This is a genomic window from Streptococcus oralis (assembly GCF_003943825.1).
GTDB lineage: Bacteria > Bacillota > Bacilli > Lactobacillales > Streptococcaceae > Streptococcus > Streptococcus oralis_CD.
In genome coordinates this window covers 1-16,023 of sequence record NZ_RJNJ01000006.1, presented here as the reverse complement: position 1 = coordinate 16,023, position 16,023 = coordinate 1, and the positions used below count along the sequence as shown (strand labels likewise).

Here is a 16,023-nt window from a genome sequence, read left to right as displayed (position 1 = left end):
AGGCCTTTAGATATGGGGTTCGAAAGTAAGCAATTTTGTAGAAAAATGACTATCATTTGTGTATGTATTTTCTGTCTCAAAAACTATATACTGAACATGAAACTTGTTTGAAAGAGGAAACTGCACGATGATTTATTCGAAAGAAATTGTTAGAAAATGGTTAGACGAAGTAGCAGAGCGGGCTAAGGACCATCCGGAGTGGGTGGATGTCTTTGAGCGTTGCTACACCGACACCTTGGACAATACGGTCGAGATTCTAGAAGATGGCTCAACTTTTGTCTTGACAGGGGATATTCCTGCTATGTGGCTTCGGGATTCGACGGCCCAACTCAGACCCTACCTTCATGTGGCTAAAAAAGATCCTCTCTTGCGTCAGACCATTGCAGGTCTGGTCAAGCGTCAGATGACCTTGGTACTCAAGGATCCTTATGCCAATTCCTTCAATATTGAGGAAAACTGGAAGGGGCACCATGAGACTGACCATACCGACCTTAATGGCTGGATTTGGGAACGCAAGTATGAGGTGGACTCACTTTGCTATCCTTTGCAGTTGGCTTATCTCCTTTGGAAAGAGACTGGAGAGACTAGTCAGTTTGATGAGACTTTTGTCGCAGCGACCAAGGAAATTCTTCATCTGTGGACGGTGGAACAAGACCACAACAATTCTCCTTATCGTTTTGTTCGGGATACAGACCGCAAGGAAGATACTCTGGTAAATGATGGCTTTGGACCTGACTTTGCAGTGACAGGTATGACCTGGTCAGCTTTTCGTCCGAGTGATGACTGCTGCCAGTATAGCTACTTGATTCCGTCCAATATGTTTGCTGTAGTAGTCTTGGGGTACGTGCAAGAAATCTTTGCAGAACTGGATCTAGCTGATAGCGAGGGTATTATTGCTGACGCTAAGCGTCTCCAAGAAGAGATCCAAGAAGGCATCGAAAATTATGCCTACACCACCAACAGCAAGGGCGAAAAGATTTACGCCTTTGAAGTGGATGGTTTAGGGAATGCTAGCATCATGGATGATCCAAATGTACCTAGTCTGCTGGCGGCGCCTTATCTGGGCTATTGCGACATTGAAGACGAAGTGTATCAAGCCACACGCCGTACCATTCTGAGCCCTGAAAATCCATACTTCTACCAAGGAGAATACGCTAGCGGTCTCGGAAGTTCTCATACCTTCTATCGCTATATCTGGCCAATCGCCCTTTCTACCCAAGGCTTGACAACAAGTGATAAGGCAGAGAAGAAATTCTTGCTGGATCAGCTGGTTGCTTGCGATGGGGGCACAGGTGTCATGCATGAGAGCTTCCACGTGGACGACCCAACGCTTTACTCTCGTGAATGGTTCTCTTGGGCCAACATGATGTTCTGCGAGTTGGTCTTGGATTACTTGGATATCCGTTAAGGAGCGCGCTTTAGTTTCACCGATTCGTGTCAGAATCACACCTTTACATTTAAAACGTTAAAATTTAAATTTAGAATGAGGTTTTACTTCATGGAAAATGTTGTTGTACATATTATCTCACATAGTCACTGGGATCGTGAGTGGTACTTGCCTTTTGAAAGCCACCGGATGCAGTTGGTGGAATTGTTTGACAATCTTTTTGATCTCTTTGAAAATGACCCTGAGTTCAAGAGTTTCCACTTGGATGGACAAACCATTGTCCTTGATGACTATTTGGAAATTCGCCCTGAAAATCGCGATAAGGTCCAAGGTTACATCGACCAAGGCAAACTTAAAATTGGTCCCTTTTACATCTTGCAGGATGACTACTTGATTTCAAGTGAAGCCAACGTCCGCAATACCTTGATTGGTCAAGCTGAATGTGCAAAATGGGGCAAATCAACCCAGATTGGTTACTTCCCAGATACCTTTGGAAATATGGGACAAGCTCCTCAAATCCTTCAGAAATCAGGCATTCACGTGGCAGCCTTTGGGCGTGGTGTGAAGCCGATTGGATTTGACAACCAAGTTCTCGAAGATGAGCAGTTTACTTCCCAGTTTTCAGAAATGTACTGGCAGGGTGCGGACGGAAGCCGCGTCCTCGGTATCCTCTTTGCCAACTGGTACAGTAACGGGAATGAAATCCCAGTTGATAAGGACGAGGCCCTAACTTTCTGGAAACAAAAATTGTCAGACGTGCGTGACTACGCTTCGACCAACCAATGGTTGATGATGAACGGATGTGACCACCAGCCTGTACAGCGCAATCTGAGTGAAGCCATTCGTGTGGCTAATGAACTCTTCCCAGATGTGACCTTTGTGCATAGTTCATTTGACGACTATGTCCATGCAGTAGAAAGTGCTCTACCGGAGCAGTTATCAACGGTTACAGGTGAGTTGACAAGTCAGGAAACAGATGGTTGGTACACACTTGCCAACACTTCTTCATCACGCATTTACCTCAAACAAGCCTTCCAAGAAAATAGCAACTTGCTAGAACAAGTGGTGGAGCCATTGACCGTAATCACTGGCGGCCACAACCATAAGGATCAGTTGACCTATGCTTGGAAAGTCCTTCTACAAAATGCGCCACATGACAGTATCTGTGGCTGTAGCGTGGACGAGGTTCACCGTGAGATGGAGACACGTTTTGCCAAGGTCAACCAAGTTGGAAATTTCGTTAAGACCAATCTTCTCAACGAGTGGAAGGGCAAAATCGCAACTCATGAAGCCCAAAACGACCATCTCTTTACGGTTATCAATACAGGCTTGCATGACAAGGTTGATACTGTCAGCACAGTGATTGATGTGGCGACTTGTGATTTCAAAGAATTGCACCCAACAGAAGGCTATAAGAAGATGGCAGCCTTGACCTTGCCAAACTACCGTGTCGAAGACTTGGAAGGACATGCTGTAGAAGCGAAAATCGAAGATTTGGGAGCTAATTTTGAGTATGATTTACCAAAAGACAAGTTCCGTCAGGCTCGTATCGCTCGACAAGTGCGCGTGACAGTGCCGGTTCATCTGGCACCACTTTCTTGGACAACCTTCCAATTGCTTGAAGGAGAACAAGAACACCGTGACGGTATTTACCAAAATGGAGTGATTGATACGCCATTTGTAACGGTAAGTGTGGATGAAAACATCACAGTCTACGACAAGACAACTCATGAAGCTTATGAAGATGTTGTTCGCTTTGAAGACCGTGGTGACATCGGAAATGAGTACATCTACTTCCAACCAAAAGGAACAGAACCTATCTACGCCGAGCTGAAAGGCTATGAAGTTTTGGAAAATACAGCTCGTTTTGCCAAGATTTTGCTCAAGCATGAATTGACAATTCCAGTAAGTGCAGACGAAAAATTGGATGCAGAACAAAGAGGCATCATCGAGTTTATGACGCGTGAAGCTGGGCGCTCAGAAGAATTGACAAGCATTCTTCTTGAAACAGAGATGACCGTCTTTGTTGACAATCCACAAATTCGTTTCAAGACTCGCTTTACTAACACAGCCAAGGACCACCGTATCCGTCTCTTGGTTAAGACTCATAACACTCGTCCAAGCAATGACTCTGAAAGTATCTATGAGGTGGTGACAAGACCAAACAAACCAGCTGCTTCTTGGGAAAATCCTGAAAATCCACAACACCAACAAGCCTTTGTCAGCCTTTATGATGATGAAAAAGGGGTGACGGTGGCTAATAAAGGACTGCACGAGTATGAAATCCTTGGAGATGACACTATTGCAGTGACCATTCTTCGTGCCTCAGGTGAGTTAGGAGACTGGGGTTACTTCCCAACACCAGAGGCTCAGTGCTTGCGCGAGTTTGAAGTCGAGTTTGCTCTGGAATGCCACCAAGCAGGGGAACGCTTCTCAGCTTTCCGTCGTGCCAAAGCCTTTCAAACACCATTCACTAGTCTTCAGGTCGCTAAACAAGAAGGAAGTGTGGCAGCGACTGGCAGCCTCTTGAGCCATGCGGCGCTCAGCTTACCACAAGTCTGCCCGACAGCCTTTAAGGTAGCTGAAAATGAAGAAGGATATGTTTTCCGTTACTACAATATGAGCCAAGAAAATGTGCGCATATCTGAACACCAACAAACCATTCTTGACTTACTTGAGCGACCATATCCAGTTCATTCAGGACTCTTAGCACCACAAGAAATTCGCACAGAATTGATCAAAAAAGAAGACATTTAACAGTTTTAAAGTGTTTGATAACTAATACTATGAGATAGAAAGGAGGGGCGAAAGAGTAAGGACTAACTACTGATTCGCCCCTTTTTATGGGAAGAACAATGACCATTGCAACGATTGATATCGGAGGGACTGGGATTAAGTTTGCCAGTCTGACTCCTGATGGGAAAATATTGGATAAGACAAGCATCCCAACTCCAGAAAGTTTGGAGGATCTACTAGCTTGGCTAGACCAACGCTTGTCAGAACAAGATTATAGTGGGATCGCCATGAGTGTTCCAGGCGCGGTCAATCAAGAAACAGGTGTGATTGAGGGAATCAGTGCCGTGCCTTATATTCATGGCTTTTCTTGGTATGAAGCTCTTGCTCATCATCAACTCCCTGTCCATCTAGAAAATGACGCCAACTGTGTTGGACTTAGTGAACTGCTGGCTCACCCAGAGATTGAAAATGCAGCCTGTGTCGTTATTGGGACAGGAATTGGCGGAGCTATGATTATCAATGGAAAACTTCACCGAGGTCGTCATGGCTTGGGAGGAGAGTTTGGCTATATGACAACCATTGCACCTGCTGAAAAACTCAACAACTGGTCGCTACTAGCCTCTACAGGAAACATGGTTCGCTACGTAATTGAAAAATCTGGTCAGACTGACTGGGATGGTCGCAAGATTTACCAAGAGGCCGCAGCAGGCAATGCTCTCTGTCAAGAAGCTATTTTGCGCATGAACCGCAATCTGGCGCAAGGTTTGCTCAATATTCAGTATCTGATTGATCCAGATGTCATTAGTCTGGGTGGCTCTATCAGCCAAAACCCTGATTTTATCCAAGGCGTCAGGAAGGCTGTCGATAACTTTGTCGAGACCTACGAAGAATACACGGTCGCACCAGTTATCCAGGCCTGCACCTATCACGCAGATGCCAATCTCTACGGTGCCCTTGTCAACTGGCTACAGGAGGAAAATCAATGGTAAGATTTACAGGACTTAGTCCCAAACAAACTCAGGCAATCGACTTGCTGACAAAACATATCTCTTTACCAGATGTGGAAGTGGCAGTCGCTCAGTCTGACCAAGCCTCTATCTCTATCAAGGGTGAGGGAGGCCACTATCAACTAACCTATCGCAAACCTCACCAACTTTACCGCGCCTTGTCCTTGTTAGCAACAGCTCTAGCAGAAGGTGACAAGGTAGACCTTGAAGAACAAGCTGCTTACGAAGATTTGGCCTATATGGCAGACTGTTCTCGAAATGCAGTTTTGAATGTCGCTTCTGCCAAGCAGATGATTGAGGTCTTGGCACTCATGGGCTACTCAACATTCGAGCTCTACATGGAAGACACCTATCAGATTGAGGGGCAGCCATACTTTGGTTACTTCCGCGGGGTTTATTCAGCAGAGGAGTTACAGGAAATCGAAGCCTACGCCCAGCAGTTTGACATGACCTTTGTGCCTTGTATCCAGACCTTGGCCCACTTGTCGGCCTTTGTCAAATGGGGGGTTAAGGAAGTGCAAGAACTCCGTGATGTGGAAGATATTCTCCTTATCGGCGAAGAAAAGGTTTATGATTTGATTGATGGGATGTTTGCCACTCTGTCTAAATTGCAGACTCGCAAGGTCAATATCGGGATGGATGAAGCCCACTTGGTTGGCTTGGGACGCTACCTTATCTTGAACGGTGTTGTAGACCGTAGTCTCCTCATGTGTCAACACTTAGAGCGCGTGCTGAATATTGCAGACAAGTATGGTTTCCATTGCCAGATGTGGAGCGATATGTTCTTTAAACTCATGTCAGCGGATGGCCAGTACGATCGTGACGTGGAGATTCCAGAGGAAACTCGTGTCTACCTAGATCGTCTCAAAGACCGTGTAACCTTGGTTTACTGGGACTATTATCAGGATAGCGAGGAAAAATACAACCGCAATTGCCGCAACCATCACAAGATTAGCCATGACCTTGCCTTTGCAGGTGGTGCTTGGAAGTGGATCGGTTTCACACCCAACAACCATTTCAGCCGTCTTATTGCTCTTGAAGCCAACAAAGCCTGTCGTGCTAATGACATCAAAGAAGTCATTGTAACGGGTTGGGGGGATAATGGTGGGGAAACTGCCCAGTTTTCTATCCTGCCAAGTTTGCAAATCTGGGCAGAACTCAGCTACCGCAATAACCTCGACCGTTTGTCTGCCCACTTCAAGACCAATACGGGTCTATCAGTTGAGGACTTTATGCAGATTGACCTTGCCAATCTCTTGCCAGACTTGCCAGGCAATCTCAGCGGGATCAATCCCAACCGCTATGTCTTTTATCAGGATGTTCTCTGTCCGATTCTTGATCGACACATGACACCTGAACAGGACAAGCCACACTTCGCTCAGGCTGCTGAGACGCTTGCTGCTATCAAAGAAAAAGCTGGCGCCTACTCTTATCTATTTGAAACTCAGGCCCAGTTGAACCAGATTTTAAGTAGTAAAGTGGATGTGGGACGACGCATTCGTCAGACCTACCAAGCGGGTGATAAAGAAAATCTGAAAGAAATCTCAAGAGAAGAGTTACCAAAACTTAGAAGTGAGATTGAAACTTTCCACAAGCTCTTTAGCTACCAATGGTTGAAAGAAAACAAAGTCTTTGGCTTGGATACGGTCGATATCCGTATGGGCGGACTCTTGCAACGCATCAAACGCGCAGAAAGCCGTATAGAGGCTTATCTGGCAGGTCAGATTGACCGCATCGAAGAATTAGAAGTCGAAATCCTTCCATTTAACGATTTTTATGGAGACAAGGACTTTTCAGCCACAACAGCCAACCAGTGGCACACCATTGCGACCGCATCGACGATTTATACGACTTAATACTCTTCGAAAATCTCTTCAAACCACGTCAGCTTCGCCTTGCCGTATAGATGTTACTGACTTCGTCAGTTTTATCTGCAACCTCAAAGCAGTGCTTTGAGCAGCTTGCGGCTAGCTTCCTAGTTTGCTCTTTGATTTTCATTGAGTATAAAAACAAGGACAGTGTCCCTTGTTCAGAGTGTTTCTCGTGAAACCTATTTCTTATAAAAAACTTCTCCACATAAAATAATTTGTGGAGTTTTTTCTATAATTAGTAGTTTAACCTAGCCTTCAAATAGGAGTATACTAATAATGTAATCGTTATCAAACCTAAAAATTCGATGAAATCAGTTTTTAGGAATAAAAAGGGAGGAAAGTATGAAAAAGTTTTCAAAGACCTTGAGAGATAACTGGATCTTTCTCTTGATGGTTTTACCAGGGGCACTCTGGTTGATTCTATTCTTTTACATTCCAGTATTTGGGAATGTGGTCGCCTTTAAAGACTACCATATGACCAGTAATGGTTTCATAGATAGTATTGTGAATAGTAAATGGGTCGGGTTAGATAATTTCAGATTCTTGTTTAGCTCAAAAGATGCCTTTATCATCACTCGAAATACCGTTCTCTATAATCTCGGCTTTATCTTTATCGGTTTGATTGTATCAGTAGGGATTGCCATCATCCTCAGCGAGCTCCGCTCTAAGAGAATGGTTAAGATTTTCCAAACGTCTATGTTGTTCCCTTACTTCCTATCATGGGTTATCATCAGTTTCTTTACAGATGCCTTCCTAAACATCGACAAAGGGGTTTTCAACCATTTTCTAACATCTATTGGCATGAAGGAAGTCAACTTCTACGCTGACTTAGGCATTTGGCCATACCTTCTCCTTTTCCTAGGTATTTGGAAAGGCTTTGGATATAGCAGTGTCATGTACTATGCGACGATCATGGGAATTGACCCAACCTACTACGAAGCAGCAACAGTGGACGGGGCCAGCAAGTGGCAACGCATTCGCAACGTAACCATTCCTCAGTTGACTCCACTTGTGACAGTCTTGACCATCCTTGCAGTCGGAAATATCTTCCGCGCAGACTTCGGTCTCTTCTACCAAATCCCACACAATGCTGGTCAGCTTTACAATGTAACCAACGTTTTGGACGTATATGTCTTTAATGGTTTGACTCAGACAGCAGATATCGGGATGGCTTCAGCAGCCGGTCTTTACCAATCCGTAGTCGGTTTGATTCTGGTTATCCTATCAAACTTGCTTGCAAGACGAGTCGATCCAAACTCAGCTTTGTTCTAGAAAGGAGGAGAATATGGCAGAAAAGAAAATTAAAAAAGAAAAAATCGATAATGTCGGCATTCACTCCTTCAGTAAGAAAGCAGATATCTTCTTTAGTATCATCTCTGGTTTGGTTGCTCTTTCTTGTATCTTGCCCTTTATCTTCGTTATCATCATTTCGGTGACAGACGAAAAGAGCATCCTCCAGTATGGATATAGCTTTTTCCCTTCGAAGTTCGGTGTAGATGGATTCCAGTTCTTAGCTCAGTTTAAAGATAAAATCCTCCAAGCGCTCTTTATCTCAGTTTTTGTAACCGTAGTCGGAACAGTGACCAACGTCTTCATCACGACAACTTATGCCTACGCCATCTCACGGACAACCTTTAAGTACCGCAGATTCTTCACGATCTTCGCTCTTCTTAGTATGTTGTTCAATGCTGGTTTGGTACCAGGCTATATCGTGGTCACTCGTTTGCTTCAACTTGGTGATACCGTTTGGGCCTTGATTGTTCCAATGCTTCTTTCACCATTCAACATCATCTTGATGCGTTCCTTCTTCAAGAAGACCATTCCAGAAGCTATTCTCGAATCTGCTCGTATCGATGGTGCCAGTGAAGCTCGGATCTTCTTCCAGATTTGTTTGCCATTGTCACTTCCAGGTATCGCAACCATCACGCTTTTGACAGCTCTTGGATTCTGGAACGACTGGTTCAACGCCCTTCTTTACATCAAGAGTGACAACTTGTATCCATTACAGTATTTGCTCATGCAAATCCAACAAAATATGGACTACATTGCAAAAGCAGTCGGCCTATCTGGCCAACTGGGAGTTGCTCTACCGAAAGAAACAGGTCGTATGGCCATGGTTGTGGTTGCAACCCTTCCAATTGCGATTCTCTATCCATTCTTCCAACGCTACTTTGTTAAAGGTTTGACAATCGGTGGTGTGAAAGAATAGCACTTGCTGAGAAACACCGTTTCTCCCTTCCCAACTTCATCTTAGTGACTGAAGTTACAAATCATTAAATCGTTTATAAGTTTAAAAATAAAAAAAGGAGTTTTTATCATGAAAAACTGGAAAAAATATGCTTTTGCATCTGCTAGCGTAGTCGCTTTGGCTGCTGGTCTTGCTGCTTGTGGAAATCTTACAGGTAATAACAAAAAAGCTGCAGATACTACTTCAGGTGAAAAACCTGTAATCAAAATGTACCAAATCGGTGACAAACCAGACAACTTGGATGAATTGCTAGAAAATGCAAACAAAATCATTGAAGAAAAAGTCGGTGCTAAATTGGATATCCAATACCTCGGATGGGGTGACTACAGCAAGAAAATGTCCGTTATCACATCATCTGGTGAAAACTATGATATCGCCTTTGCAGATAACTATGTTGTAAATGCTCAAAAAGGTGCTTATGCTGACTTAACAGAATTGTATAAAAAAGAAGGAGCAGAGCTTTACAAAGCACTTGACCCAGCTTACATCAAAGGGAACACTGTAAACGGTAAGATCTATGCTGTTCCAGTTGCAGCCAACGTTGCATCATCTCAAAACTTTGCCTTCAACGGAACACTTCTTGCTAAATACGGTATCGATATTTCAGGTGTCACTTCATACGAAACACTTGAGCCAGTCTTGAAACAAATCAAAGAAAAAGCTCCAGACGTAGTACCATTTGCGGTTACGAAGAACTTTATCCCATCTGATAACTTTGACTACCCAGTACCGAACGGACTTCCATTTGTTATCGACCTTGAAAGAGACACTACTAAGATCGTAAACCGTTACGAAGTGCCTCGTTTCAAAGAACATTTGAAGACTCTTCACAAATTCTATGAAGCTGGATACATTCCAAAAGACGTAGCAACAAGCGACACTTCATTTGACCTTCAACAAGATACTTGGTTCGTTCGTGAAGAAACAGTAGGACCAGCTGACTACGGTAACAGCTTGCTTTCACGCGTTGCTAACAAAGACATCCAAATCAAACCAATCACTAACTTTATCAAGAAAAACCAAACAACACAAGTTGCTAACTTTGTCATTTCAAACAACTCTAAGAACAAAGAAAAATCAATGGAAGTGTTGAACCTCTTGAACACAAACCCAGAACTCTTGAACGGTCTTGTTTACGGTCCAGAAGGTAAGAACTGGGAAAAAGTTGAAGGTAAAGAAAACCGTGTCCGCGTCCTTGATGGATATAAAGGAAACACTCACATGTCAGGTTGGAACACTGGTAACAACTGGATCCTTTACATCAACGAAAACGTTACAGACCAACAAATTGCAGATTCTAAGAAACAATTGGCAGAAGCTAAAGAATCTCCAGCACTTGGATTTATCTTTAACACTGACAGTGTGAAATCTGAAATTTCAGCAATCTCTAACACAATGCAACAATTCGATACAGCTATCAACACTGGTACTGTAGACCCAGATAAAGCTATTCCAGAATTGATGGAAAAATTGAAATCTGAAGGTGCCTACGAAAAAGTATTGAACGAAATGCAAAAACAATACGACGAATTCTTGAAAAACAAAAAATCATAAAATCGATTGATTTCGTGTATTCATTCCTAATTCCTAAAAATGTGATCACTGCCTTCCTTAGTTTTCTAGGGGAGGTAGTGATTTTTAGGATGTAAAAATGAAAACAGTGGTTCTGAGGGTTTATGCGATGTGATACACATGTATCTACAGGAGGTCTATCATGAAAAAATATCGTCTTCTTTTCAAAATGAGTGCTGTCTTCTCTTACCTATTTTTCGTATTTGGCCTTTCCCAGCTGACGCTTATTGTCCAAAACTATTGGCAATTTTCTTCCCAGATTGGCAATTTCTTCTGGATTCAAAATATCTTGAGTTTGCTATTTAGCGGAGTCATGATTTGGATTCTGGTTAAGACAGGCCATGGTTATCTCTTTCGCATTCCAAGAAAAAAATGGCTTTGGTATTCGATTTTGACAGTATTAGTGGTAGTGCTCCAGATCTCTTTTAACGTTCAGACAGCTAAACATGTTCAGTCAACTGCTGAAGGTTGGGCTGTATTGATTGGTTATAGTGGGACTAACTTTGCAGAGCTAGGTATCTATATAGCCCTGTTCTTTCTGATTCCACTGATGGAAGAGTTAATCTATAGAGGATTACTGCAACACGCCTTTTTTAAAGATTCGCGATTTGGCCTTGATTTGCTTCTTCCTTCCATTTTGTTTGCTCTCCCTCATTTTTCAAGTCTGCCTAGTCTGTTAGATATTTTTGTTTTTACAACATCTGGAATCATCTTTGCTGGTTTGACCCGCTATACCAAGAGCATTTATCCATCCTATGCGGTGCATGTGATCAATAATATTGTAGCGACATTACCATTTTTGCTGACTTTTTTACATAGGGTGTTTGGGTAAAATACTGGCACGAGAGTTAGGAATTATAGTGTTTCAATTTATAAGCGAATTTTAGGAGAAAAATGAGAATGACACCATTAAAATGGTTCGCTGGAGGTAGAGAAAGACGTTGTGAAGCCATGACCATCATTGACTATCTATTGGAAGATATAAAGGCTGCGCCTCAACTGACTCCCCTGAAAAATCAGTTAGTGATTTATCAAAAACGATTAGAGGATGATGGAACCTCTACTCCATTTATTCTAAGCCAAATGAACGTCGACATCTCACGTGTGTTGATTGATAACAAGCTAAGTTTGTCAGAAAGTCAAGCTAAGCAAATCAAAAAATTGAGAGAATTATCTGCGATTCGCTATGGTTACTGATAAAGTGCAGTGGCAGGTCTCTCTATACAATTTCCGGTCAAATAAATTGCATTCGTTTTCCCAAGTGGGTATACTAGTATAGTTGAATGAAAAATTCTGAAAATTCAAGAATAGAAAAGAGAACAAATCTTATGGCAAAAGATATTCGTGTCTTACTTTACTACCTTTATACTCCGATTGAAAACGCAGAACAATTTGCGGCAGATCATTTGGCTTTCTGTAAATCAATCGGCCTTAAAGGTCGTATCCTAGTCGCTGACGAGGGAATCAACGGAACCGTTTCAGGTGATTACGAAACAACTCAAAAATACATGGACTACGTTCACAGCCTCCCAGGAATGGAAGACCTCTGGTTCAAGATTGACGAAGAAAATGAACAAGCCTTCAAGAAGATGTTTGTTCGCTACAAGAAAGAAATTGTTCACCTTGGTTTGGAAGACAACGACTTTGACAACGACATCAACCCACTTGAGACAACAGGTGCATACTTGTCTCCAAAAGAGTTTAAAGAAGCCCTTCTTGACGAAGATACAGTTGTCCTTGACACACGTAACGATTATGAGTACGACCTAGGACACTTCCGTGGGGCTATCCGGCCAGACATCCGCAACTTCCGTGAGTTGCCACAATGGGTTCGTGACAACAAGGAAAAATTCATGGACAAGCGTGTCGTGGTTTACTGTACAGGTGGAGTTCGCTGTGAGAAATTCTCAGGCTGGATGGTCCGTGAAGGCTACAAAGATGTCGGCCAATTGCACGGAGGAATCGCAACTTACGGTAAAGATCCAGAAGTTCAAGGTGAGCTTTGGGATGGGAAAATGTACGTCTTTGACGAGCGTATCGCAGTCGATGTCAACCATGTTAACCCAACCATCGTAGGGAAAGACTGGTTTGATGGAACACCATGTGAACGTTATGTCAACTGTGGAAATCCCTTCTGTAACCGTCGTATCCTAACATCAGAAGAAAATGAAGACAAGTATCTCCGTGGATGCTCACACGAGTGCCGTGTTCACCCACGAAACCGCTATGTTTCAGAAAATGAATTGACACAAGCAGAAGTAATCGAGCGTCTAGCTGTAATCGGTGAAAGCTTGGATCAAGTCGCTACAGTATAAAGCAAACAGCCCTTAGGGGCTGTTTTTCTATGCTTTTTATCTAAAAATCTAAAATTTGTTTCTGTATCTTTCAGGAAAATAGGGTATACTATATGTAAACGATTTCAAAGGAGGCCGGTTATGGCGAAAACATTTTTTATCCCAAATAAAGAAAGCATTCTAGGACAACAGGAGGTCTTGACTGCCAAGTCCATCTTGTCCTTGGTGGAGGGTTTGGAGTCGCATAGCTATGATGCCGTCTATCTCCGTCAGCCCCTCAATCGTCTCGAATACATGGAGTGTGGGATTGTAGGCCAGTCGCAATTTCTCTTCAAGGTGAACTATGCGGATAGTCGAAAAGGCTATCAAGTGGTGATTCCTGACTTCATTACTAGAGCGGACTGGGAGATTGTAGAAGCTCTCCTCCAAGCCCTATCGAGCAAGTTGGGGCAAGCGGTAGAAGGGCTAGAAGGGTTTGACTTTGAAGCTTATTTCCGACAAACGGTCAAGCATTATCTAGCTGACAAAGTGGCTCGTCTAGTATACTGCCAAGGGCTCTTATCCCCTATCTATCTCAACAAGGAATACCTCGAGAGCTTTTTGGCTGAGGATGGATTGGCACGTTTTGAAGATCTAGTCAAGAAGGTTCAAGGCTCTGATGCCTACCTTGCCAGTGTGAAATTTTACCCGGATGCTCAAGGCAAGGTGCACGGTATCTATCACCTAGCCCAGGGAGTCAAGACGATTTTACCTAAGGAGCCCTTTGTGCCAGCACCCTATACCGAGCAGCTAGCAGGCAAGGAGCTTATTTGGGAGATTGACCTAGTGACGATTTCTGGTGATGGCTCAAAAGCAGAAGACTATGAAGCCATCGCTCGCTTGGATTATGCAAAATTCCTAGAGTCACTACCAGAAGCATTTTACCAGCAATTAGATGCTAATCAACTAGCAGTACAAGCCATTTTGGGAAAAGATTTTGAAGAATTGGCAAGCATCGAGTAGGTCTTGTTTAAAAAAGAGTAAGCATAAAAATCCCTGTCATTAACAAATGGCAGGGATTTTGGTTAAAAGAAGGTCAGGATGCGAAGGTAGTCCACTGTCAGCGCTAACTCTGCAATGAAGAAGGGTAAGAGAATAGCGCCATCAAGTAAGACAGCTAGCAAGAAACGATAAAATGGGTCAAGACTACTGGTTTTACTTGGCTTGCTAATCACAAAGAGATTTCCAAGGGCAAAGATGACCATGCTTAGAAGAGTGAGGATGCCAGCAAATCGTAAGCCACCAAAGAGTGCAAAGAAACTTGCTAGAGCTGTTAGGACAAGTGGGATAGCAAAGAGTCTACTATACCGATCAAAGGCTTCTTGGAATGTGAAGTCACTCTCCTGATCCAGCACACGTCGGACAGTAAAGCCTCCTAAAATGATGGAAAAGTAAAATAGAGCGCTAGCGACCAAGATAGAAAGGCCAGCAAAGAGATCTAAAGGAGGGAGCTGGTTAGGAGAACTATTAGCAATAGAAATCATATAGCCATAGTAGAGGTGCTTGATATGATAGATACTAAAGAAAAGGTTAATTGAGGATAGCAAAGTGAGCAGGGCAAAGACACTGTAACGATGCTTTTGGTCCGTAGTCTTGCTGGCAGTTGGTTCTTGGATAGCATCCAGTAGCCAAGTCCAAAACAGTGCGATTTCTTCTTTGAATCGAGCAGTTTTACGAGGGTCAATATCTGGGATATAGGGGCTTTCTAAAGCCTTGCTGAGGATACTTTTCTCTTTTGCAGGGGTTTCTGGCTTGTGTTCCTCTTCAGCTTTCCCTTCTCCCTCTTCCTTGGTTTGGGCTTCCTCAATCATTTCGGGAGCTTCCTCCTCATGTATTTCTAACTCTTTAGGTGAGACAGAAGTTTCTTCGCTTACTTGTGGTTCAGTTTCCACAGTTTCCGAAGTCTCTGGCTCGTTGGGCTGGATTTCTGATTTTGGCTGAGGTGATTTCTTCTCAAGATCGGCACTTTCAAACCATTCTTGTGTCATGGTGGAACCTCCTTTTTTTATGGTCGTTTCTATCTTTAGCCTAGCAGATGAAAGCGTTTTTGTCAATGGTTTCTAGACGAAGCAGAGTGCTCTTCTTTAGGTAGGTAGATATCTTGGTTGGCTTTTGCAATGAGTAGATCTTTGATATCTGCTTTTTCAGTTTTATAAGGGTTGGCAAGTTGATTCTCTTTTTGTCCACGATGTTCTTCTTTGGGTTTATGATAGATACCACCATGCTGAGAAGAAAGATCTAGATTGATACGGTCAGTCTCTTTCTGGGAGAGAATGAGGTTTAGAGTGGAATGGGCCTCTAGCTCAACCTTGCCGTGGACCTTGATATTCTCAGCATAGATGTGTTCCCTTTCCGTCTTGACCTGGCTATCTGTAAATTCGGTATCAAAGATATTGATGATATGAGGTGTCGTTAGTGTACTATTCTTGATAGAGCTTTCTGTTATTCTTAAGAGGTAGCCTTTTGTTTTGATTGTCGCATTTTCAAGATTGGCTTGACGAATATTGGTTTGTCCACGATTGGCTGAGACGGTGATCGCTTGCAGCCTTCTTCCTTTGGGGAGGGAGAGAATGACTTCGTCAAAACGGTGAGAATAATTGCTGGCAATACGAAGTAGGCCTTCGATTCCTGAACCTAGAAAGCGATGTTGGGAGGCTTGTTTGTCAGTGACGCTCAGTGTTTTGTCACTCATGCCAGTAGTCAGATCGTGACGACCAGACACGGAAGGATGATAGGTGATATGGATCTTGTCATCTACAGACTCTGTGATGGTTAGGCTATGTTCTTCAAGAGTCAAATCAAGTTTTTCCACTTCATTTCCAAAGGTCACTTCTTCGATACGATTGTCATAGACGGGGTCTTTTGACAT

The 16,023-nt window shown here is 43.2% G+C and carries 13 protein-coding genes; 11 read left to right on the top strand and 2 right to left on the bottom strand.

Going from position 1 to position 16,023, the window contains the following annotated elements:
- Positions 1-127: 127 nt before the first annotated feature.
- From D8863_RS06375 to D8863_RS06325, 11 genes are all read left to right on the top strand, one after another.
- Complete coding sequence (locus D8863_RS06375; RefSeq protein WP_125413856.1) at positions 128-1,408, top strand: glycoside hydrolase family 125 protein; 1,281 nt, start codon at positions 128-130, stop codon at positions 1,406-1,408.
- Between the two features lie 90 nt (positions 1,409-1,498).
- Positions 1,499-4,144, top strand: coding sequence for an alpha-mannosidase (locus tag D8863_RS06370; protein WP_125441421.1), 2,646 nt, complete (start codon positions 1,499-1,501; stop codon positions 4,142-4,144).
- A 98-nt stretch (positions 4,145-4,242) separates the two neighbouring features.
- Positions 4,243-5,112 (top strand): ROK family protein, encoded by an 870-nt coding sequence (locus tag D8863_RS06365; protein WP_049504574.1) that lies wholly within the window; start codon positions 4,243-4,245, stop codon positions 5,110-5,112.
- Complete coding sequence (locus D8863_RS06360) at positions 5,106-6,986, top strand: beta-N-acetylhexosaminidase (protein ID WP_125441420.1); 1,881 nt, start codon at positions 5,106-5,108, stop codon at positions 6,984-6,986. The genes D8863_RS06365 and D8863_RS06360 overlap by 7 nt, the downstream gene beginning before the upstream one ends.
- Before the next feature lie 357 nt (positions 6,987-7,343).
- Positions 7,344-8,273, top strand: coding sequence for an ABC transporter permease (locus D8863_RS06355; RefSeq protein ID WP_000714584.1), 930 nt, complete (start codon positions 7,344-7,346; stop codon positions 8,271-8,273).
- A gap of 13 nt (positions 8,274-8,286) precedes the next feature.
- Positions 8,287-9,210: a carbohydrate ABC transporter permease gene (locus tag D8863_RS06350; protein WP_084859687.1), complete on the top strand. Its 924-nt coding sequence runs from the start codon at positions 8,287-8,289 to the stop codon at positions 9,208-9,210.
- Between the two features lie 108 nt (positions 9,211-9,318).
- Positions 9,319-10,803: an ABC transporter substrate-binding protein gene (locus D8863_RS06345; RefSeq protein ID WP_125441419.1), complete on the top strand. Its 1,485-nt coding sequence runs from the start codon at positions 9,319-9,321 to the stop codon at positions 10,801-10,803.
- A gap of 160 nt (positions 10,804-10,963) precedes the next feature.
- Positions 10,964-11,653 carry a CPBP family intramembrane glutamic endopeptidase gene (locus D8863_RS06340; protein ID WP_125441418.1) on the top strand — a complete coding sequence of 230 codons (690 nt, stop codon included), beginning with the start codon at positions 10,964-10,966 and terminating at the stop codon, positions 11,651-11,653.
- A gap of 68 nt (positions 11,654-11,721) precedes the next feature.
- Positions 11,722-12,018, top strand: a complete 297-nt coding sequence (locus D8863_RS06335; protein WP_185761459.1) for a bacteriocin immunity protein — start codon at positions 11,722-11,724, stop codon at positions 12,016-12,018.
- A 131-nt stretch (positions 12,019-12,149) separates the two neighbouring features.
- On the top strand, positions 12,150-13,136 hold the full coding sequence (trhO, locus tag D8863_RS06330) for an oxygen-dependent tRNA uridine(34) hydroxylase TrhO (protein WP_125441416.1): 987 nt from the start codon (positions 12,150-12,152) through the stop codon (positions 13,134-13,136).
- Positions 13,137-13,256: 120 nt separating this feature from the next.
- The gene (locus D8863_RS06325; RefSeq protein WP_125441415.1) at positions 13,257-14,117 is read left to right on the top strand and encodes a DUF4299 family protein; all 861 of its coding nucleotides are present in this window, start codon (positions 13,257-13,259) and stop codon (positions 14,115-14,117) included.
- A gap of 62 nt (positions 14,118-14,179) precedes the next feature.
- Here the strand turns inward: D8863_RS06325 and D8863_RS06320 are convergent, their stop codons facing one another.
- Entirely contained in the window at positions 14,180-15,142 is a 963-nt protein-coding gene (locus D8863_RS06320; protein ID WP_125441414.1) for a DUF6574 domain-containing protein, read from the bottom strand.
- A gap of 62 nt (positions 15,143-15,204) precedes the next feature.
- On the bottom strand, positions 15,205-16,023 hold an 819-nt coding region (locus D8863_RS06315; protein ID WP_125441413.1), incomplete at its 5' end, for a DUF4097 family beta strand repeat-containing protein.

Coding starts and splice junctions, on each gene's coding strand:
- D8863_RS06375 (WP_125413856.1), top strand. CDS start 128: ATGATTTATTCGAAAGAAATTGTTAGAAAATGGTTAGACGAAGTAGCA.
- D8863_RS06370 (WP_125441421.1), top strand. CDS start 1,499: ATGGAAAATGTTGTTGTACATATTATCTCACATAGTCACTGGGATCGT.
- D8863_RS06365 (WP_049504574.1), top strand. CDS start 4,243: ATGACCATTGCAACGATTGATATCGGAGGGACTGGGATTAAGTTTGCC.
- D8863_RS06360 (WP_125441420.1), top strand. CDS start 5,106: ATGGTAAGATTTACAGGACTTAGTCCCAAACAAACTCAGGCAATCGAC.
- D8863_RS06355 (WP_000714584.1), top strand. CDS start 7,344: ATGAAAAAGTTTTCAAAGACCTTGAGAGATAACTGGATCTTTCTCTTG.
- D8863_RS06350 (WP_084859687.1), top strand. CDS start 8,287: ATGGCAGAAAAGAAAATTAAAAAAGAAAAAATCGATAATGTCGGCATT.
- D8863_RS06345 (WP_125441419.1), top strand. CDS start 9,319: ATGAAAAACTGGAAAAAATATGCTTTTGCATCTGCTAGCGTAGTCGCT.
- D8863_RS06340 (WP_125441418.1), top strand. CDS start 10,964: ATGAAAAAATATCGTCTTCTTTTCAAAATGAGTGCTGTCTTCTCTTAC.
- D8863_RS06335 (WP_185761459.1), top strand. CDS start 11,722: ATGACACCATTAAAATGGTTCGCTGGAGGTAGAGAAAGACGTTGTGAA.
- trhO (WP_125441416.1), top strand. CDS start 12,150: ATGGCAAAAGATATTCGTGTCTTACTTTACTACCTTTATACTCCGATT.
- D8863_RS06325 (WP_125441415.1), top strand. CDS start 13,257: ATGGCGAAAACATTTTTTATCCCAAATAAAGAAAGCATTCTAGGACAA.
- D8863_RS06320 (WP_125441414.1), bottom strand. CDS start 15,142: ATGACACAAGAATGGTTTGAAAGTGCCGATCTTGAGAAGAAATCACCT.